19 protein-coding genes are annotated in these 18,683 nt (G+C 64.4%); 6 read left to right on the top strand and 13 right to left on the bottom strand.

From position 1 onward, the window contains the following. The first annotated feature begins 44 nt into the window (after positions 1-44). Complete coding sequence (locus K5880_RS03095; protein ID WP_297648488.1) at positions 45-1,019, top strand: tripartite tricarboxylate transporter substrate-binding protein; 975 nt, start codon at positions 45-47, stop codon at positions 1,017-1,019. On the opposite strand, the gene K5880_RS03090 is transcribed toward K5880_RS03095, so the two are convergent. Next, complete coding sequence (locus tag K5880_RS03090; protein WP_297648486.1) at positions 1,006-4,218, bottom strand: AAA family ATPase; 3,213 nt, start codon at positions 4,216-4,218, stop codon at positions 1,006-1,008. The genes K5880_RS03095 and K5880_RS03090 overlap by 14 nt on opposite strands. A gap of 112 nt (positions 4,219-4,330) precedes the next feature. Here K5880_RS03090 and K5880_RS03085 point away from each other — a divergent pair, with 112 nt between their 5' ends. Beyond that, positions 4,331-4,513 carry a hypothetical protein gene (locus K5880_RS03085; RefSeq protein WP_297648484.1) on the top strand — a complete coding sequence of 61 codons (183 nt, stop codon included), beginning with the start codon at positions 4,331-4,333 and terminating at the stop codon, positions 4,511-4,513. A 51-nt stretch (positions 4,514-4,564) separates the two neighbouring features. After that, positions 4,565-4,942 carry a group 1 truncated hemoglobin gene (locus K5880_RS03080; RefSeq protein WP_297648481.1) on the top strand — a complete coding sequence of 126 codons (378 nt, stop codon included), beginning with the start codon at positions 4,565-4,567 and terminating at the stop codon, positions 4,940-4,942. 30 nt (positions 4,943-4,972) lie between these two features. On the opposite strand, the gene K5880_RS03075 is transcribed toward K5880_RS03080, so the two are convergent. Both K5880_RS03075 and K5880_RS03070 read right to left on the bottom strand, forming a co-directional pair. Further along, positions 4,973-5,377 carry a hypothetical protein gene (locus K5880_RS03075; protein WP_297648479.1) on the bottom strand — a complete coding sequence of 135 codons (405 nt, stop codon included), beginning with the start codon at positions 5,375-5,377 and terminating at the stop codon, positions 4,973-4,975. Positions 5,378-5,384: 7 nt separating this feature from the next. Then, positions 5,385-6,425 carry a glycosyltransferase family 61 protein gene (locus K5880_RS03070; RefSeq protein ID WP_297648476.1) on the bottom strand — a complete coding sequence of 347 codons (1,041 nt, stop codon included), beginning with the start codon at positions 6,423-6,425 and terminating at the stop codon, positions 5,385-5,387. Positions 6,426-6,544: 119 nt separating this feature from the next. Here K5880_RS03070 and K5880_RS03065 point away from each other — a divergent pair, with 119 nt between their 5' ends. After that, a complete protein-coding gene (locus K5880_RS03065) occupies positions 6,545-7,048 on the top strand; it encodes a hypothetical protein (RefSeq protein ID WP_297648473.1) in 504 nt (167 codons plus the stop codon). Here K5880_RS03065 and K5880_RS03060 read toward each other — a convergent pair. The 7 genes from K5880_RS03060 to K5880_RS03030 all read right to left on the bottom strand — a co-directional run bounded on the left by K5880_RS03060 (position 7,025) and on the right by K5880_RS03030 (position 14,064). Next, complete coding sequence (locus tag K5880_RS03060) at positions 7,025-8,164, bottom strand: glycosyltransferase (RefSeq protein ID WP_297648471.1); 1,140 nt, start codon at positions 8,162-8,164, stop codon at positions 7,025-7,027. The genes K5880_RS03065 and K5880_RS03060 overlap by 24 nt on opposite strands. Positions 8,165-8,232: 68 nt before the next feature. Next, positions 8,233-9,291: a glycosyltransferase family 61 protein gene (locus K5880_RS03055; protein WP_297648468.1), complete on the bottom strand. Its 1,059-nt coding sequence runs from the start codon at positions 9,289-9,291 to the stop codon at positions 8,233-8,235. 33 nt (positions 9,292-9,324) lie between these two features. Beyond that, on the bottom strand, positions 9,325-10,374 hold the full coding sequence (locus K5880_RS03050; RefSeq protein WP_297648520.1) for a DegT/DnrJ/EryC1/StrS family aminotransferase: 1,050 nt from the start codon (positions 10,372-10,374) through the stop codon (positions 9,325-9,327). Positions 10,375-11,174: 800 nt separating this feature from the next. Continuing rightward, positions 11,175-11,696 (bottom strand): hypothetical protein, encoded by a 522-nt coding sequence (locus K5880_RS03045; protein WP_079365856.1) that lies wholly within the window; start codon positions 11,694-11,696, stop codon positions 11,175-11,177. Beyond that, positions 11,693-13,264: an IS66 family transposase gene (locus K5880_RS03040; RefSeq protein WP_079365857.1), complete on the bottom strand. Its 1,572-nt coding sequence runs from the start codon at positions 13,262-13,264 to the stop codon at positions 11,693-11,695. The genes K5880_RS03045 and K5880_RS03040 overlap by 4 nt, the downstream gene beginning before the upstream one ends. Before the next feature lie 60 nt (positions 13,265-13,324). Continuing rightward, positions 13,325-13,636: an IS66 family insertion sequence element accessory protein TnpB gene (gene tnpB, locus K5880_RS03035; RefSeq protein WP_366882409.1), complete on the bottom strand. Its 312-nt coding sequence runs from the start codon at positions 13,634-13,636 to the stop codon at positions 13,325-13,327. A 32-nt stretch (positions 13,637-13,668) separates the two neighbouring features. Continuing rightward, a complete protein-coding gene (locus K5880_RS03030; RefSeq protein WP_256861472.1) occupies positions 13,669-14,064 on the bottom strand; it encodes a transposase in 396 nt (131 codons plus the stop codon). Positions 14,065-14,294: 230 nt separating this feature from the next. Between K5880_RS03030 and K5880_RS03025 the strand changes: the two genes are divergently transcribed. Continuing rightward, positions 14,295-14,459, top strand: coding sequence for an AlpA family phage regulatory protein (locus K5880_RS03025; protein ID WP_079365859.1), 165 nt, complete (start codon positions 14,295-14,297; stop codon positions 14,457-14,459). A gap of 276 nt (positions 14,460-14,735) precedes the next feature. Here K5880_RS03025 and K5880_RS03020 read toward each other — a convergent pair whose 3' ends face one another. Further along, positions 14,736-14,966, bottom strand: a complete 231-nt coding sequence (locus K5880_RS03020; protein ID WP_256861473.1) for a hypothetical protein — start codon at positions 14,964-14,966, stop codon at positions 14,736-14,738. Positions 14,967-15,281: 315 nt separating this feature from the next. Between K5880_RS03020 and K5880_RS03015 the strand changes: the two genes are divergently transcribed. Beyond that, the gene (locus tag K5880_RS03015) at positions 15,282-16,292 is read left to right on the top strand and encodes an HTH-type transcriptional regulator ArgP (RefSeq protein ID WP_079365861.1); all 1,011 of its coding nucleotides are present in this window, start codon (positions 15,282-15,284) and stop codon (positions 16,290-16,292) included. Here K5880_RS03015 and K5880_RS03010 read toward each other — a convergent pair. Further along, on the bottom strand, positions 16,218-17,483 hold the full coding sequence (locus tag K5880_RS03010) for a hypothetical protein (protein ID WP_143434273.1): 1,266 nt from the start codon (positions 17,481-17,483) through the stop codon (positions 16,218-16,220). The genes K5880_RS03015 and K5880_RS03010 overlap by 75 nt on opposite strands. Next, positions 17,480-18,424 (bottom strand): fatty acid desaturase family protein, encoded by a 945-nt coding sequence (locus tag K5880_RS03005; RefSeq protein ID WP_079365862.1) that lies wholly within the window; start codon positions 18,422-18,424, stop codon positions 17,480-17,482. The genes K5880_RS03010 and K5880_RS03005 overlap by 4 nt, the downstream gene beginning before the upstream one ends. Between the last annotated feature and the right edge of the window lie 259 nt (positions 18,425-18,683).

Genomic DNA, 18,683 nt, shown 5'->3' with positions numbered 1-18,683 from the left:
CCGGATCATCTGCACCGAAAGTGAGATCACCCCGAGACACATCCATGACTTTCCCCCGCCTGCTTCGCGCGCTCGGTTCCGCCGGGCTGATCGCCCTGGCGGCTGGCGCCGTCCATGCGCAAGGCTGGCCGACCAAGCCGATCCGCCTGCTCGTGGGTTCGCCACCCGGCGGCCCCTCCGACATCACGGCACGCACCTTCGCCGACCAGTTGGGCCAGCGTCTCGGCCAGCCCGTGGTGGTGGAGAACCGCCCCGGCGCCGGCAACAACCTCGCCGCTGGCGCGGCGGCGCGGGCCGAGCCCGACGGCACCACGCTGGTGCTGAGCCCGGACACCGTGCTCACCGTCAACCCGCTCGTCTATACCAGCGGCGACTTCAACGCCACGCGCGACCTGGTGAACATCTCGGTGATCGCGAGCTTCTCGCAGATGCTGGTGTGCAATCCGTCGGCGGGCGTGCGCAACGTGGCGGACCTGACCGCCAAGGCCAGAGCGGGTTCCATGATGTACGCCTCGGGCGGCCCGGGCGTGCCCGGTCACCTGGCCACCGAAATGTTCCTGGAGCAGACCGGGGTACGCATGCAGCACGTGCCCTACCGCGGCCCGGCGCCGGCCACGCAGGCCGTGCTGGCCGGTGAAGTGGCCTGCGGCTTCCTGGCCACGCCCACCGTGCTGCCGCACGTCAAGAGCGGGCGCCTGGTGGCGCTGGCGGTGTCGTCGCAGGCGACATCCGCCCTGGCGCCCGAGGTGCCCACGCTCGCCAAGGCGCTCAACCAGCCCGACCTGGACGTGAGCTTTCGCCTGGTGCTGCAGGCCGCCAGCGGCACGCCACCGGCCATCGTCGCCGAGATCGAGAAGCAGTCGGCCGCGATCATGAAGCTGCCCCAGGTGCGCGACCGCCTGAAGAACTTCGACCTGACGGCCGTGGGCAGCAGCAGCGCGCAGGCGCAGCAGGTGATGAACGCGGAGATGAAGCGCTGGGAGCCGGTGGTGAAGCGGCTGGGGCTCAAGTCGGAGTAAGCGTCAGGGAGCCCGTGCCTCGGCCCGACGCGGCCAGCCCCGCCAGGCGCGCGCAGCGCGCCGCGTCGATCGGCTGGCCGGCATCCCCAAAGCGCGTGGCCGCGGCCCGGAAGAGTGAAGCCGTCTCGTCGGCGGCGGCCCCCCTGGCGGCCGCGATGTGCCCCCGCACCTCGTCGTGCGCAGCGTGCCAGGCGGGCAGCCGCATCACCACGTTGGCGAGGTAGGTGCACTGCTCTTCATGCTGCTCGGCCAGGGCCAGCTCGCCGGCACGCGCCGCCGCGATCGCCGCCGGCACCGCAAAGGTGATGCGGCAACCCGGGCAGGTCTCCAGCGGCCCGCGCACCGAGGCCGCGGCATCCTGCGTGACCTGCAGCGCCGCCATCGGGTCGTCGGCGTGCAGCGCGATGCGCGTGCCGTAAATGCGATCGAGCAGGTGAAAGCCGATGTCCGTCTGGCGCGCCAGGTCCAGCGCTTCGTCCACCAGCGCGCGCGCCTCGCTCCTGTGGCCTTCATGCAGCGACAACTCGGCCAGGCGCTGCAGCGACAGGGCCTCACCCACGGCGCCACCGATCGAGCGGTGCAGCCGCGCGCCCTCGCGCAGGTGCTGGCGCGCCGACACCAGGTCGCCTGACAGCCATTCGGCTTCACCGCGCAAGGTGGTGCCAAAGGCCGTGCCGCGTGCCGCGCCCAGGCGCCGGGCCTCGGTGGCCAGCGCGTCGGCGAAGGCGATCACGTCGGCATACGGTCGCGCCCCGTAGAGAAAGCGTTGCGTGATGCACAGGTGCCCGTCGAACACGCGCAGCGCCAGGTGCGGCACGGCCGTCGTCTCGTGCAGGTCGGCCCAGACGCTTTGCCGCAACTCGCCGCGCGCGTGGGCAGCCGCCGCCTGTGCCCAGGAAGCCACGACGATGGACGCGGTGTCGCCGGTCTGCAGGGCGAGCCGCCGGGCCACCGCCGCCTTGGCGGTGCCCGTCGCGGGGTCGGTGGCGCCCAGCGCGGCCGCGCCGCTGTAGGCCAGGGCTTCGCACAGGCGGCCCTCGACACTGGTCGGGCGCAGCCCTGCCAGAACCGCCAGCGCACCCTTGGGATCGCCCTGCTTGACCTGCGCCAGCGCGGCCTTGGCCAGCAGGTCGTGCGCGGCGGGTTCGCCTGCGGCATCGGCCGCGAGATGGTAGGCCGCCAGCGCCGCCGGGTCGCCCATGGCGTCCAGCGCCTCGGCGCGCCAGCGCAGTGCTTCGGCGTGCGCGGGATCGAGATCGAGCACCGGCGCCAGATGCCGCAGCGCGTCGCTGAAAGCGGCCAGTCGCATCGCCTCGCGCGCCGCCTCCAGCAACCAGGGAACGGCCTCGCGGGGCTTGCCGCCTGCGCGCCAGTGCCGGGCGATGTCGGCTGGCGCCGCGGTCTGCCGGGTGAGCAGTTCCGCAATGCGGCGGTGCATCTGCGTGCGCCGGTGCGCCGGCACCGGGTCCAGCAGGGCCTGGCGCACCAGTTCGTGGCGGAACACATAACGGCTGCCGGTGGGCACAAGCACCCCTTCGGTCAAACCCGCGTCCAGCGCCGCCAGGGCGGATGCCAGTGAGGTTTGGGCCAGTGCCTCGATCGTGGCCAGGTCGAAGCTGTCGCCGCACAGGGCCAGCCACTTCAGAAGCGTCATGGCTTCATCGGATACATCGCAGAGCCGCGCCAGCACGGCTTGCGCGGTGCTGGTGGGCAGGCGATCGCCGCGTGCCGACGCCGCGCAACGGGCCAGTTCGATCGCGGCAAAGGGATTGCCCCGCGCTGAGCGCACCACGTGCGCCGCCACATCCGGGGTCAGAGGCGTGGGGGCCGCGCGCTGCACCAGCCGGCTGGCCTCTTCATCATCCAGCCCAGGCACATCCAGCACCTTCAGTGCCCCAGCCAACTCAAGCCGCACGATGCCGCGGGCCAGGGCCGATCCGGCGGCGGGCGGTCGCACACCCAGCAGAAGGCACACCGGCGCGCCACTCATCGCGAGCTGCATCAGTACATCGATATCCGCGTCGTCGGCCAGATGGGCGTCGTCGATCTGGAGCAGCACGTCGGCTCCCGCGGCCCATGCCACCAGCAAGCGCCGGATCGCACCCACCACCTGGTGGCGCCCGAGCGGACCCGGCAACGGATGGGAGGGCGCCGCCAGCGGCGTGAGCAGACCCAGCACGTTGCGCGCGGCGTCGCCCACGCGGTCCAGCGGGGCACGGTCTGCCAGCAGCACGTGCTCGGCCACCGCCGCGATCAACGCGTAGACGCGCCCGGCCTCGACGGCCTGCACACGCAGCACGCGCCAGCCACGGGCCGCCGCCTGCGCGGCGATTTCCCGGCCGAGGGCCGTCTTGCCGATGCCGCCATGTCCGCGCAGCACGATGCCACCGGTGCGCTCGGCCGGCTCCACCCCCAGCCAGGCGAGCGCCTGCGCGATGGACAAGGCGCGGCCGACGAAAGCCGGTCCGCTGGATTGCAGGCCGGCGATGCAGCGCTCGTACAGCGCCTCGGTCTGCCGCTCGGGTGCGACACCCAGGGATTCCTGCAGGGCCTCTCGCAGGTGGGCGTACCAGCGCAGTGCCGCGGCCCGATTGCCGGCCTGCAGCTCGCGCTGCATGAGCGCGCGGTGGGCGGCTTCGTCGGTCGGCTCCAGTCGCGCCACGGCATCCCACTGTCCGGCCACGCGCAACAGCTCGAGGTGCCGTGCGTGCAGCCGCTCGCGGGCCGCCACAGTCCAGCCCTCGTACAACGAGCCTGGCAGCAGCGCGCCCCCATAGGCGCGGGCGGCGTCGGCGCAATCGGCGGCGTCACGGCGCGCCAGCGCGGCGTCGGCGCCACGCTCGAAGTCCTCGGCGTCGACCTGCACCGCCCGCCCGGGCCACAACAGCACTTCGCCACCGTGCACCACCACCGCGTCGTGCCTGCCCAGTGCATGCCGCGCGTGGTGCACGGCCTTGCGCAGGTTGGCGCTGGCGGCGTCGGGCTCCAGTTGCGGCCACAGCGCATCCATCACCAGGTCGCGGGCAAGCCGCCGACGCGGCTGCAGGCTCAACAGCTGCACCAGTTGAACGGAACGCAGGCTGGGCCAGCGCTCGGGTGGCAGTTCGGTGCCATCCAGACACGCGCAGAAGCTCCCGAGCAACCGCAGCTGCAGGGTCGGCAGCAGCGCGCCGTGCGAATCGGGTCCGGAACCGTCCATGCCACGCAGTGTGGGGCCCGGCCTGCACCGTCGCAAGCCCCTGGGATGACGGGAACGTTTGAGGAACACCGCCCCGGCATCGTGTTGTCACCCCCCCTCACAAGGAGATTCCATGAAAACCCGTCCTACCGCCTCCTGCACGCCCTATCCAGGGCGTAACGCCGCGCAGCCGCCCGCACAAGCAGCCAGCCGCTCGCCGGACCGGACAGCGCACGAGCGGGCGCTGCCCAACGGTGACCCTGGCGCCATCGAATACGCGTCGTGGCTGCGGCTGCTGCGCCATCCCTCGCACTGAGACCCGGCGCCCCCGTCAGTTCAACGCAACTCATCCACAAGGAGCACACACATGGACACCACCACGCAGACCACGACATCGCTGTATGACCGACTCGGCAGGCACGAAGGCATCACCCGCATCACGCGCACACTGATCGGCAACCACATGGCCAACCCGCTGGTGAGCATCCGCTACGCCGGGCGCGACATGAAGAAGGTGGAACAGCGCGTGATCGAATTCTTCTGCGCCGGTGCTGGCGGCCCCGAAACCTACACCGGCCAGGACATGCTGGCCACGCACAAGGGAATGAACATCAGTGAGCAGGAATTCGTCGCCGTGATCGACGACGCGATGGCAGCGCTGGAGAGCAACGGCATCGATGCGACCACCCGCAACGACGTGCTGACCATCCTGTGGTCACTCAAGGGCGAGGTGATCCGCGTCTGAGCTCGGAACAGACGCTCTCAAGCTGGCGCTTCAAGCGCAACCTCTACCGCTTGAATTTCCCGTGCAGCCGGCTGCACGCGACCAGGTGCGCGCTACGCCGGGCGAAGGTGCGCTCGAACGCATGCTCTCGGGCGAACGCCACCTCCGGGTAACCAGGGCGGCGTTCGAAAGGCGTGTCGCCAGCGCCTGGCTTTCGGTCGGGAACATCTCGACCGCATGGCCGTCACGGCTGTAGTCCCCGGGATCGATCTCGATGGCATCCATGTCCCACGAGGTTGAGTTGTCGGGACGCAGCAGCGATGTCACCGGCCCCGGCCAGGCGCGCGCATAGGCCGCTGCTCCGTCCAGGTACTTCTGCGTCAGCATCACCCCGCCCTTGGCGCCAACGCGGGCTCTGAGGCTTGGCAGCAATATGAGTTCCGCCGGCGCGGTCATCCGCCGTTCACCGGGCCACTGTTGCGACCAGGTCCAGCAGACGTTTGAGGTGATCGGGTTCTACCCGAAAGCCCTGGGCCGAACGATCGCCCACGAGGAAGGCGAAACGCATGCTGCCCATCTGATCGGTGTATTCCTTGTAGGTCATGCAAAGGCGGTCCGGCGGTTGCAGCACCACAAAGGTCGCGGTATCTGATGCGCTGAAAATGGCATGCGACAAATGACTTCCTTCGACAGATATCACCAGAGGCGCGTCAAGCGTGCGGCTCGAGATCTCGGCGGCGGTAAGTACCATGGGATCGATGATGTCGAAACCCATGCCAGCCAGCATTTCCTCAACCTGGGCTTCGTTGTCAAGCAGCCGCAGCTCACCCGAGCGGCCGCGGCGCAGATAGACACCCGCCGAGGATGTCGCTGTGCGAGGGCAGTTTCTCCTGAGCGCGGTCCTGAGGACCTCGTATCGCTTGACCTTCAGCGAGTTCTGGGCGAAATCCGTATACACGATCAGCCTGTCGATTCGCGCCCGCTGTACGGGCAGGCTCATCGGCAGTTCCAGGAGTTCACGGTACTGGGCGTTGTGCCGGGAGGGCTGGGTACACATCGGCAAGCGGTGCGCACCTTCTGGCGGCAGAAGCGCCAATGGGTAGTCGTCGAGGAGCAAGGTGCCAAAGAAATGGCTGCCCATGTGGCTGGTGATCAGGTGTGACTCCGTGTAGCGCTCGAGGGGGATGGAGCCTGACAGCCACCAATGCCGTTTGCCAAAACCCGGTTGCGAAACGGCCGCGTCCTTGTAAAGAAAGGCACCAGCAAGTTCCACATCCTCCAGCAAATGAGCTTCCGAGCTCGCGTGGCGAACCTGCCCTCCATGGATGCTTGCCAGCTCCGCATCGTGCATGCGCCAGGGCGACACGGACTGGATGCGATCTATCTCGCCGGGCAGGTGAATCGCCGGTGGGGTATGCGCTTCTTCTGCCGGGCAGAGAACCCAGGTCTTGCTGGCCTGGGTCCTGATGTCCACTGCCTTTCCCCCCGTCACGCGCTTCAACATGCGCTTCAGCAGAGGCGTGTTAATCGGCATCGCGGTACCGTGTTTCAGGCGTTGTGAAAGAGCTGACCATTCAATACCGATCCTGCGCGCAGAGATCAGGGAACCTGGGCAGGCACAGGATGATGGAGAAAATCCGCCGAGCAATGGGCAGACTGGGCACATTCGCCAATGACCGCTCCCGATACGACGGCAAATTGGAGATCAACGGCCAAAAAAACTTGCAGGTCTTCACGCCGAGCGCATGGCACTTCTGCGGTTCATTCACGATGCCGAGTTTGCGCAATAGGTCGATCACAGATTCGAGCCCAATCAAGGTCAGTGCATGGCGGGTACCGACAAACGAAGACGGCGTGGTGAGCACCTATTCGCTTACGCGCCTGGATCAGAGCGATCTTCCGAAGTGGCACCATTTTCAGTTTAACTGCAATGAAGGACAGCTCTCGGGCGTGCATGCCACCCGCGCCTTCGACCTCGCCACGCTGTTTCGCCAGTATCCGCAGGCAACGCGAACCGGCGGCATGCTCAACGCAAGAAGTGACGCGACCCGAGCCATGTGCTCGAACGGCTCCGTCCCTGAGGCAGGGCTCCCGTTCCGGTTTCTACCGCTCGGGTTTCCCGGGTAACCGGCTGCATGCCATCAGATGCGCGCTGCGCCGGGCGAAGGTGCACTCGAACGCATGCTCTCGAGCGAACGCCACCGCCTGGTGGGCTGCGGCGGCCAGGGCTTCGCGTTGCTTGGCAAGCTGCGCCAATCGCCCAGCCAGGGCTTTGGGGTCGCCGATCGGTGAGACCCATCCGCTTTTCGACTCACGGACAATGCCGGCGAAGGCCTCATTGTCATATCCGACGATGGGTACACCGCAGGACATCACCTCCGGGTAGGTGGAAGAAGGATCGCCTTGAGGGTGGCAACAAACGAACACGTCAGCGTGCTGGCGGAGCCGAGGCAGCCAGCCTGCTGTGAAATCGAGGACGCCTTGCAGCCGCACGCGGGCCTGCAGACCGAGAGCCACGATGCGTTTGCGCAGCCGAGGTTCAAGATCCCCCTGGCCATAGATGTCAAGCTGGAAATCCACGCCCAGCCGCTGCAACTCTGCTGCGACCTCGGGCAGATCCATCACGCCTTTCATGGCGATCAGCCGCCCGCCAAAAATCAGCCGCAGTGGCATCGCAGTTTGCATGGCCTGCGCCTTCAGCATGATCTGGTGTTCCGAAAGGACGTCTGCGAGCGGGACGCGACTGTCGAAAAACAGCAGCGGGTTGACGTTGTGATGGCGATAGACGTCATAGGTCGGCGTGCCACTGCACTGCACGCCGGCGGCGTGGCGAAGCATCTGCAATCGGGTTTTCTCGGCTTTCGCCGCCCAGACCTTGCGGCGCCAGCGCAGCAACGGATTGCGTGTCTCCGAATCGATGATCTGCCGCTCTGTTACAGCCGAATACTCGGTACCAAAGACCACAGGCACCTGCAACCGGCGGCACGTTGCCAGCGTGCCCTGTTCCGAAGGTGCAAGAAATGGAAACACCAGGGCGGCGTTCGAAAGGCGTGTCGCCAGCGCCTGGCTTTCGGTCGGGAACATCTCGACCGCATGGCCGTCACGGCTGTAGTCCCCGGGATCGATCTCGATGGCATCCATGTCCCACGAGGTTGAGTTGTCGGGACGCAGCAGCGATGTCACCGGCCCCGGCCAGGCGCGCGCATAGGCCGCTGCTCCGTCCAGGTACTTCTGCGTCAGCATCACCCCGCCCTTGGCGCCAACGCGGGCTCTGAGGCTTGGCAGCAATATGAGTTCAGTTGGAGCGTTCATCACGTGGTCTTCGACCTTACAGTGTTCACGAGGTCCAGCAGGCGCAGCAGATGATCGGGTGAGACTGTAAAACCCTCCTCCGCTTGTTCTCCCACCAGAAAGGCGAAACGCATACCAACCCGGTCGGTATATTCCTTGTAAGCCATGGCAAAACGGGCCGGTGGTTGCAAGACCACGAACACGGCATCGGGCGATGCGCTGTAAATGGCGTGCGACAGCTGGCTGCCTTCGACGGCCACCACCAGCGGAGCGTCCAGCGTGCGGCAAGCGATCTCCTCGGCGCCCAGCGCCATCGGATCGAGAATCTCGAATCCCAGTTTCTCCAGCGTGCGCTCGATCTGCGCCTCGTTCTCCAGCAAGCGCAATTCACCGGTGCGACCGCGGCGCAGGTATACGCCGGCACCCGGCAGACCCGGGCGTTGTACACCCCGGTGCAGTCTCGCGCGCAGGGTTTCATACCTGCTGGCCTTCAGGGAATTCTGCGCAAAGTCGGTGTAGAGAATGAGTTTGTCGATGCGCGCCCGCTCCACAGGTGTTCCATGCGCAAGGCCCAGCATCTGCCGGTAGGCCATGTCATGCGGGTACCCCTGCGTCAGCATCAGCGTGCAATGTGCACCTGCCTCGGGGAGCAGCGCCAGCGGGTAGTCGTCAAGCATCAGACAGCCGAAAAAATGGCTGCCCGTGCTGGCGGTGATGAGGTGCGTCTCGACAAGTCGTTGCACTGGTGGCGCGTTGCGCAGTAGCCACTCGCGTTTGCCATAACCCGGCTGGGCAGCAGCCGCGCCCTTGTAGAGCCAGGCACCGACCAGTTCCACGTTTTCCAGCAGGTGTGCCTGTGAAGCTGCGTGGCTGATCCTGCCTCCGGCGATGAGACCCATTTCGCTGTTGCGTTCACGCCAGGGCGACAGACCACGTATGCGATCCACTTCGCCGGGCAGGTGAATGGCCGGCGGGGTCCACGCCTCTTCAGCGGGACATAGCGTCCAGTTCTTGCTGGTGAGGGACCTGATGTCCGGCGCGCTCCTGCAGACCATGCGCCGTGCCATGCGCGCGAGCAAGGCTGCGTTGATACGCATCATCGGTCTTTGGCTTCAGTGGTGGAGCAGGCTGATGACGCGCTGCTGATCCTGCTCGGAGAGGTCCGGGAACATAGGCAGGCACAGGATGCTGGAAGAAATCCGTTGTGCAACCGGCAGATTGTGCGCAGCCGCGGATGGCCGATCCCGGTACATCGGCAAGTCGGAGATCAACGGACTGAAATACTTGCGTGCCACCACGCCATGCGCGCGCAATTTGTGCATCAGCGCATCGCGCGAGAGCGGATAGCCGGGCTCCACCAGAATGGGGAAACTGTAGTGATTGCGCTTGCCACCGGACGCGGGGGCAAGCATGCGCAGCCCCGGGATCTCGGCAATGAGCTGCCGATAGCGGGCATCGATCTGGCCGCGCCGGTAGATGTAGTCATCGACATGCCGCAACTGCACGCAGCCCAAGGCACATTGGAACTCGTTCAGCTTGGCGTTCAGGCCTGTGAGTTCGACATGGGTTTCGTCCACGATGCCGAATTTGCGCAGCAGATCGATCGACCGCTTGCTCTCCTCGCTGCGGCAGATCACGGCTCCGCCCTCGAAAGTGTTGAACACCTTGGTGGCGTGGAAGCTCAGCACGGCATAGTCGCCATGGCGCAGGATGCTGCCGCCCTCGTCGCAGACGCCAAACGCGTGCGCTGCATCGTAGACCACAGGGACCCTGTGCCGATCGGCGATCACCGCGATGCTGTCGACATCACAGGAGCGGCCAAAGCAGTGCACCGGCAGGATGCCCGTGATGGTCTCGTCCATCGCCTCCTCCAGGCGAACCGGGTCGATGTTGAGTGTGTCCGCGTCAATGTCGACAAACACGGGATCCAGCCCCGCAAAGGTCAATGCATGGCTGGTGCCGACAAACGAGAACGGCGTGGTGAGCACCTTGCCGCGCATGCCGCTATCACGCAAGGCAAGAAGCAAGCCTAACGTCGCATTGGACACCAGCACAACGTGTGGAACCTGCAGATAGCTGGCCAGCTCGCGCTCGAAGGCCTCGTGGTATTTACCGTCATTGCTGAGCACGCGGCTCGACCAGATGTCTTCAAGCAGCGGCATGAGCTCGTGCAGCGGCGGCAGCGCCGGGCGTGTGACGAAGAGCGACTGGTCGTGGGGTAGTTCAGTCTCCCCTCGAGAACCGACCAGGCGATCTTCTGCAATACCGCCATTTCGGACAAATGCAGCCCAATTGACTTCCGCTGGAAAATCGATACTTGGGCTGTAGGTCATCGCGATGTTTTAGTTACCGATTTTTGATTTTCAGTTTAACTAGCACCGGAAACGCCCGCAATATATTCAACCGTGACATATTCCGGTTTCAAGCGGTTCTGCTGTCTGACAAAAGCGCAAATGGGGTGGTGTCCAGACGATCAACTCGATCCGTCCGTCTGAGCTTGAAGCACTTTGCCTTCTCCTGTGCGGCGCATTAAACTTGCCGCGATGCCGCCGCTTCATACCCTCAGGTACACCGTAACCAAACTCGGACCGTCGTTGAAAGGCCCTGAACGGTCTCAGATCACTCCCACTCTATTGTCAATAGTCGGTCGCGGCTCAGAGGAAAATCGCGCTGTTTGCAGGGCGAGAACGGCCTCGATACCGACAGATCTACCGTCGCGTTCGAGAGCCCTTCACAGGGGGCCTTGCTCCCGATCTCACTCATTGATGGTTCGTGACAGCGTTTGGAAAGCGAAAGTGTCATGTTCTGTAACGTAATGACGGTATCGGGTGCTCGCTCCAGGGGGCGAAGACGGTATTCAAGGGTGGCTTGACGGTATCACAAGCTTCCTTGGTACTAACCCGGTCGGCTCACGCTGATCGTAAGCGTCGCCTCAACACCCTCTTGACGAGGAGGGAGGCATTCAAACGTCCAGGACGTGGCGCAGCAGGGCGAAGCCGACGCGCCAATGGGTGCCGTCGCCAGGGTCGATGGTGGCGGTGCGGCTGTTGATGCGCACGATGGTGCCCACCACGGTCTGCAGGTACTTGTCCTCGAAGGCCACCTTCTCGCCACATCGGAAGTCGTTGCGCGTCGGTCGCTGCGCAGCTGGCGGTTCAGGCGCCACCGCTTGAACATGTGCCGCAGGGTCGGGCTGCGGCGGTTCGATCGCGGCGTAGGGCAGCTTCCACTCCTTGCGCTCTCGCACGTCCTGCAACGTCACCTGTGCCTCGCGCATGGCCACGACCTTGCCCTCGCGCAGGCTGCCATCGCGCCAGTCCACAAAGCGCACTGTCTGGCCCAGGTGCATGTCCTTGCGCACGGCAATGATGCGCCGCGGATCGGCCAGCAGTCGATCGATCAGCGTGCTCAGCTGGAACAGCTCCAGGCTGCTGGCGTTCTGCAGGGCATCCAGCACCCGCGGGTCGAGACCAGGTGCACTCATGCTGCCCGGCGCTGTTGTGCCGGGTTGGCCTCTGACTGCGTCAGGTTCCAGGGCAGCAGCTCCTCGATGCGGTTGATGGGGTGATCGGCAATACGGCTGAGCACCTCACGCAGGTAGGCCTCGGGGTCCAGCACATTGAGCTTGGCGGTCTGCACCAGGCTGTAGATTGCAGCAGCGCGCTCGCCGCCAGCGTCCGAGCCCATGAACAGGTAGTTGCCCCGTCCCAAGGCCACCCCACGCAGAGCACGTTCGGCGGCGTTGTTGTCCATCTCGATGCGGCCGTCATCGCAATAACGCGTCAGGGCCTGCCAGCGCGCAAGGCTGTAGCCGATGGCCTGTGCCAATTCCGATTTGGCCGACACCCGCCCCAGCAGTTGGCTCAGCCAGGCGTGCATCTCCTGCAGCAGCGGGCCAGCCCGCGCCTGGCGTTGGGCCCGCCGAACATCGGGAGGTTGTCCCCGAATGTCGCGCTCGATGGCATACAACTCTGCGATGCGTCCGAGCGCTTGCGCTGCAATGGACGCGCCGTCACGACCGCTGCTGAGGTACAGATCCCACCACGGCCGGCGCGCATGTGCCCAGCAAGCGGCCTCGGTGATCTGGCCTGAGCCGTAGAGCTTGCCCCAACCGCCATAGGCGTCTGCCTGCAGGATGCCCTTGTATTGCCGCAGGTGCCGCTGTGGGTGTTCGCCCTTGCGATCCGGTGTGTACTGGTACCAGGCCGCAGGCGGCTCGCTGGAGCCGATCGGGCGGTCGTCTCTGACGTATACCCACAAGCGTCCGGTCTTGGTCTTGCCCCGTCCGGGCTGCAGCACCGGTACCGGCGTGTCGTCGGCGTGGATCTTGGCGGCATCCAACGTGTAGCGCCCCAGCGCCGCCACCAGCGGGTCCAGCAACTGATCGGCCTGATCGACCCAGCCGGCCAGCGTGGAGCGGTCCAGCTCAACGCCGCTGCGAGCGTAGATGCCGCTTTGGCGGTACAAGGGCAAGTGGTCGCAGTACTTGGAGACCAGCACATGGGCCAGCAGGCCGGCGCCGGCCACACCACGCGCAATCGGACGGCCCGGTGCGCTGGCCTGGAAGATCGTCTGGCAAGCCACACAGACCAGCTTGGGCCGTACATGCCGGATCACCTTGAAGTGCGCCGGCACGTACTCCAACTGCTCGGAGACGTCTTGCCCGATTCTGCGCAGCCGGGCTCCGCAGGCCGTGCAGCCGCAGGGCTGGCCAGCACTGTCGTGGTGGTTGTGGCTGGCCTGGGGCAGGTGTTCCTGGACGTCGCGCGGCAGATGTGCCGGCAGACGGCGGTCGATCTGCGCGTCATTGGCGGGGGCCGGCACCGGGACACCCTTGGCACGCATGCTCAATGCGGCTTGGTCGCCATCGATCAAAGGTATCTGTGCCGCCCACTGTTCACTGCAGGTGCCGAACTCGGCGCGCACGCGACGCAGCAGTTGCAACTTGAGCTTGTCGACCATCAGCTTGAGCAGTGCCACCTCGCTATCGCGCGCCTTGATGATGCGCAGCAATTCTTCGTAGCTCGCAGGTGATGGGGTGGGCGTCGACACGGCCTGGAGTGTGCCTCACCCCCAGCCCGGCTCCATCGGGAATGACCCGCAACGCCAGCTTTACGCGGCCAGCTCCGGACGATGCGTGCGCGCTGGCATGCGCCAATCGATGCCTTCAAGCAGCATCGACAGCTGTGCCGGTGTCAGCGATACGCCAGCGCCCGAGGCTTGGGGCCAGACGAAGTGCCCGCGTTCGAGTCGCTTGCTGAGCAACAGCAAGCCCTGACCATCGAACCACAGCACCTTGAGGATGTCGCCGCGCCGGCCGCGGAAGACGAAGACGTGGCCACTGAACGGGTTCTCGCTCAGCGCGGTCTGCACCATCGCGGCCAGGCCGTCGAAGCCCTTGCGCATGTCGGTGTGTCCGGCCACGATCCACACCCTCGTGTTCGCTGGCAGGCCGATCATGCGCGCAGCGCGGCCAGTACCGTCGTCAGTTGCGCGGCATCGACCTGACCACTCAGGCGGATGACGGCGCCACACAGTTCGATCTCCACCGTCCCCGTGGACGGTTGGGCAAGGGTGGTCGCCACCACATCGGCACAGGGCTGCTGTGCGAGAACAGTCACGGGTAACAGCGTCGGGGTGCCCGATTGCCAATGACCCAGCTTCATCCAGTGACGCAGCAGATTGGCATTGACGCCGTTGCGCAGCGCCAGACCCGCGACCGATGCGCCCGGTCTGCTGGCCTGTTCGACCAGCCAAGCCTTGAAGGTTGAGAAATAGATGTGCTTGCCGTTGCGAAGGGTGCGCTCAACCTTCGGGCCGCACCACTCAGGGGTATGTCCACTGTCTTGCATATGGACGCATGCTGACGTGCCCCTGCCACCCTCGCAACAAGGGCCTTGAGGCCACGATTACCGCTGATCGTGGGCCCGATGCACGATTTGAACGTGAATCCAGCAGTGTGACTGATGCTCTTTGGTCTCACAGTGAGGGTGTTGCTATTAACGAGAGACGCGTCGTGCAGCACCCCCGCATCAATCCCCCCCAAGACAATAGTGTCCGACCAGCGGACGCCCTCCTACGCATGCGCACTGTTATGAAGATAACCGGCCTTGGTCGATCAACGATCTATCGCTTGATGGCGAGCCATGAGTTCCCGAACCCAGTGCGGCTCGCTCCGCGCGCCGTGGCATGGCGGAGCGCTGACATTGAGTCTTGGAGCAAGACTCGGCCCATTGTGACTCACTGAGTACAGCGCTTAGTGGGGTGTGCCATGGGCCTGATTCACGATCCGAACACCACACAGTGGCAGCCTGGCGACCTGGTCATCCACGACTCGGACGCCAAACGCACGGACATGCTCATGATTGTGCTGGGGCAAGATGCCGCAGGAGTATTTCGAACCCGCTACGCGTTTCCCTGGGCCCAGCCCAGACCGTGGCGCCGCAAGATATGGCGCAACACGGTCGAGTGGCTTCACGACCCTGCTCGTTTCGGGATCACAGTGCCGCGACTGTCGAACCCCTCAAGTAAAGATCTTGAGAGTAGCCCCAAGCAGCATCAGACCGAGAACCATCCCGCCCCATCGCCATGTGGTGAAGCGGTAGCGGTGGTTCAGACAGATGGCTCGGCGAAGCCGGGCAACTGACAGGGCTAAAGCAGCTACCGCCAACAACGGGCCGACAACACCAAGCGGCACGCGCGACTGGAAAACCATCAGAACGGCAAGCAACGGCCAAGCGACCGCGTCCAACATGGCAAGACTCTTCCTTCCGACCCATTGGGGGGCATCCCGCCCTGGTTCCCGAGCGACCAACAGCCACATTGTGGGTCTCCTTGTTCAGCTCTTAGCAGGGTGCCACTTTCCCTCCGTTGATTCATACCGCACGGCAACCGTATGTAATTTTTGTTGACGCGCACGACCCGTCTTCCCCTTGGAGAAGCCAAAACAAAACACCACTCGTTACCACTCAGAAGCGATTGACACCTGAAAACCATCGACACATTTTTCGTCCGCCCCCCTAAATGGCGAAGGTTGGCAACAGCGACAGACAGACATTGGGAGGTACCCATGCTGGATCGTGAACAGTTGGAGACTTTTGCGGTGGTGATCGAGCAGCAAAGCTTTGAAAAAGCGGCGACTGCTTTGAGCATCACCAGGGGCGCTGTGTCACAGCGCATCAAGGCCCTGGAGGAATCGTTGTCCACGGTTCTGGTGCTCCGGGACCGCCCCATTTCACCGACGTCAGCAGGAGAGGTTCTGCTGCGGTACGTGAAGGCACTGAGGGTCATGGAGGGATCGGCTTTGCAGGAGCTGACGCCCCAACCCAAGCTGCATGCCCCCATTCCGCTGTCCATTGCGGTGAATGCGGACTCATTGGCCACCTGGTTCCCGGCTGTGCTGAAGGAGCTCCTGCTGAGCCACCTGGTCGCGCTGGAGGTGGTTGCAGACGATCAGGACCACACCTCGCAGTTGCTGTGTCGCGGTGAAGTCATCGGGTGCATCTCAACCGCTCCCAAAGCGGCCGATGGGTTTATCGCCGAACGTTTGGGCGCTATGGAGTACCGCTGTTATGCCACGCCCGAATTTGCCTCTCGCGCTTTCCCGGACGGTTTGACGGTCCCAGCGGTTCTGGCCGCACCAGCCGTTCTCTTCAACCGCAAAGACTCCCTGCACGACGATTTCCTGAAAAGCCGGTTCGGGTTTTCGATTGACCGGTACACCAAGCACTTTTTGCCATCGCCGGTCGCCTTGCTGGAAGGCGTGGCCATGGGCGCTGGCTATGGCCTGGTCCCGAGCAGTCAGGCCAGGCCGCTGGTGGAAAGCGGACAACTGGTTGATCTGTGTCCCCAGCATACGGTCATGGTGGATCTCTATTGGCACCACTGGGAACTGGAACCGCCCTTGGCCCACGACGTGACGGCCTTGATCGTGAAGGTGGCTCATCGTGAGTTGGTCTCGCCAGTGGCTGACGAATCGGTATTGGTGCTTGCCGAACCGAGCGAATCAATGGCAGGACTTCGTCACACCAGCACCGCGATGGCTGGCAACACAGCGAAAGCCGACTGCAACACCGAATGACGTAGCGAGTCCCGCCAGTAAAGAGGTGCTATCGGCCTGCTGCGGCACCAGTCCCCACCAACCGGCGACATAAACACCACCTGACACGACGAATCCAGCGACCAAGGTTGCTCTGGCCTGTCGAGCGGGCAGTCGGATGTTCGCCAACAGCGCGACGAAGCAAACACCGATGCTGGCCAGATAGATGATGTTGACCGACACCATGGTTTGTACGATGCCCTGATCTCGCGAGGTAAGCATTGCCCCCAACATCAGCCCTGCAGCCGAAGCGAAACCTGGCCGCCTTGTGCTGGGCAGAATCGTGCGGATGGCAGAAGCCATCGCTCGCAAAATCGCGGCGCCCGAGCCCAGAGCGGCCAGGGACAGCGCCACCAACATTCCCGGCCCCAAAACGCCCATGAGGTCGCCCGCTTTGCGGGACAGCACCCAAGGAATGACTTGCTTTCCGTCGGGCATGTTCGTCAGCGCTCCGGATGACTGCATCGCCACCACAACCGCTGCGGGCAAAAAGCCGATGAGGATGAGCGCCAATCCCGCCAAGACACATCCGATCACCGCGCTTCGAGCGGTTCGACCTGAGAGCACGAACTGGTGGTAATCCGCCCCGGTGACCACCAAGAGACCGACGGCAACTGACATGGTGCTCACCTGGGAGGCTGTGTAGGTGTCCAAGTCCTCCACAAATCTTGGCACCGCCTGCCAATAAAGGGGCACACCGTCAGCGGCGACGAGTGTGTACACCAAGACCACCGCGCTCAACAGCAGACATCCGGCAAACACGCGCGAGGCCATGTGGAGGCTCATGTGCGCTGCGGCGTAGACCAGCCCGAGCACCATGAGCAGACCATACGGATCAGGGATGCCCAGCAAGCGAGCGACGGCCACGCCCCCATGAATTTGCGCCGCGAGCACACCCGCCATCCACACGAGCGAGAGCACGGCCACCAAGCCACGCAGGCTCGATCCGTAAGCGCGACCGAACAAGTCCCATACCGACAAGCCGGACTGCCACAGCGGTTTGGCGGCCACCGCCAACGCCAGCATGCCCACGCCAGTCGCCATACCGTAGATGCTGCCGGCCATTCCGTGTGTCAGCGCCAGTTCGCCAGAGCCGAACAGAAATCCAATGCCGTAGCTGGCCGACACCAACAAGGCCGCGATCTGGACACTGCTCAAAACGCGTTCCATCATGCCACCGCCCTGCTCTGCCACTCGGTAGTCACCGCATTTCCTCGACGGAAATAGGCGCTGCAGACATGTGATCGCTCCTCAAACATCGGGAGTTGACGAAGCAATGCATGAGCCTTGGGAAGCCGGTAGTACGGCACGGCTGGCAGCAGATGGTGGGTGAGGTGGTAGCCGTTGTTGCGGGGATGAATGATCCAACGCCAAGGTCCGTGACAGACCATGTCGCGGGTGAAACCAAACACCCCACCAGGAAGAAGCCCGAAGTGATCGCACATCTCACGGAAAGTGGTGATGCAATGAAACAGCGTCGCACGCGCGATCAGCCAGAGGGACACAAAGGCCAATGTGAATTCACCGCCGATCAACCAGATCAACAAGCCGCAAAAGCACACCCACCAGCCAAGTATGAAGGCCTTGCTCCGCCCGCCGACCTCTCGGTCAAACAGGTGGCCTCCCAGTGAGCCCAGCCAGACTGCTCGGGAAAGCAGGCATCGCGAATAGCTGAAGATCCAGGACGAGGGCAGATGGTCCTGCCCCGGAATCAAGTCAGGGTCGCCTTGTGCACGGCCCAGTTCCAGGTGGTGTTGAAAGTGCGTCTCCCGGTATCGGGAGAGGCTGGCGAACAGCAGTGGCGCCACCAGCACCCTTGCGATCAAATCGTTCTTGGCTTTCTCCCGCCAGATGTTCCGGTGACCTGCGTCGTGAAGGATGTTCCCCAGTGCCCTTTGCCGGTTGGCCAACACCAGCACTGCCAAAGGTGCGAGAAACGCATCCAGCCACACCACGGCTGCAACGGCGCCGAAGATGAGCGCCCAGTCGAACGCAATATCGATCAACACGCGTGCCGGGTGAAGCTTGAACAACTCGCTGTAGGGGCTGCCCTGCTGTCTCAGTTGCTGGCGAAGATCGGCCATGTCCGCGAGAACTTCGGAAGTCGGTGCCATGTGGACACTCCTTCTCACTGTGCTCTGCCGTGGGTGCCCGGCGGCAAAGCAGTGGATGGCGGGGTCTGTTCCGGGCTGCGCCAGACGGTAGCAGGACATCCCACGGGAACGCCGCGGTTTAGGAACTTTGGCTCCGTGTCAATTCAGCTAAACCGGCCCTGCCAGGGGCTCGGATGCGCACTTCTGCACGCGCCGGACCTGCGCCCGCCACCCATAATCAAGGACGAAAGACCCACCTCGTTGCCCTATGCAGGAGAAG

Origin of the sequence: Hydrogenophaga sp. (genome assembly GCF_025699295.1) — a bacterium.
Lineage (GTDB): Bacteria > Pseudomonadota > Gammaproteobacteria > Burkholderiales > Burkholderiaceae_C > Hydrogenophaga.
Note: the sequence above shows the minus strand (reverse complement) of the source record. Positions and strands in the feature narration are given on the sequence as shown.

Bases quoted from the DNA above. Each gene is read 5' to 3' on its own strand.
- K5880_RS03095 (WP_297648488.1), top strand. From the start codon at position 45: ATGACTTTCCCCCGCCTGCTTCGCGCGCTCGGTTCCGCCGGGCTGATC.
- K5880_RS03090 (WP_297648486.1), bottom strand. From the start codon at position 4,218: ATGGACGGTTCCGGACCCGATTCGCACGGCGCGCTGCTGCCGACCCTG.
- K5880_RS03085 (WP_297648484.1), top strand. From the start codon at position 4,331: ATGAAAACCCGTCCTACCGCCTCCTGCACGCCCTATCCAGGGCGTAAC.
- K5880_RS03080 (WP_297648481.1), top strand. From the start codon at position 4,565: ATGGACACCACCACGCAGACCACGACATCGCTGTATGACCGACTCGGC.
- K5880_RS03075 (WP_297648479.1), bottom strand. From the start codon at position 5,377: ATGACCGCGCCGGCGGAACTCATATTGCTGCCAAGCCTCAGAGCCCGC.
- K5880_RS03070 (WP_297648476.1), bottom strand. From the start codon at position 6,425: ATGTTGAAGCGCGTGACGGGGGGAAAGGCAGTGGACATCAGGACCCAG.
- K5880_RS03065 (WP_297648473.1), top strand. From the start codon at position 6,545: ATGATGGAGAAAATCCGCCGAGCAATGGGCAGACTGGGCACATTCGCC.
- K5880_RS03060 (WP_297648471.1), bottom strand. From the start codon at position 8,164: ATGCTGACGCAGAAGTACCTGGACGGAGCAGCGGCCTATGCGCGCGCC.
- K5880_RS03050 (WP_297648520.1), bottom strand. From the start codon at position 10,374: ATGCCGCTGCTTGAAGACATCTGGTCGAGCCGCGTGCTCAGCAATGAC.
- K5880_RS03045 (WP_079365856.1), bottom strand. From the start codon at position 11,696: ATGAGTGCACCTGGTCTCGACCCGCGGGTGCTGGATGCCCTGCAGAAC.
- K5880_RS03030 (WP_256861472.1), bottom strand. From the start codon at position 14,064: ATGCAAGACAGTGGACATACCCCTGAGTGGTGCGGCCCGAAGGTTGAG.
- K5880_RS03025 (WP_079365859.1), top strand. From the start codon at position 14,295: ATGCGCACTGTTATGAAGATAACCGGCCTTGGTCGATCAACGATCTAT.
- K5880_RS03020 (WP_256861473.1), bottom strand. From the start codon at position 14,966: ATGTTGGACGCGGTCGCTTGGCCGTTGCTTGCCGTTCTGATGGTTTTC.
- K5880_RS03015 (WP_079365861.1), top strand. From the start codon at position 15,282: ATGCTGGATCGTGAACAGTTGGAGACTTTTGCGGTGGTGATCGAGCAG.
- K5880_RS03010 (WP_143434273.1), bottom strand. From the start codon at position 17,483: ATGATGGAACGCGTTTTGAGCAGTGTCCAGATCGCGGCCTTGTTGGTG.
- K5880_RS03005 (WP_079365862.1), bottom strand. From the start codon at position 18,424: ATGGCACCGACTTCCGAAGTTCTCGCGGACATGGCCGATCTTCGCCAG.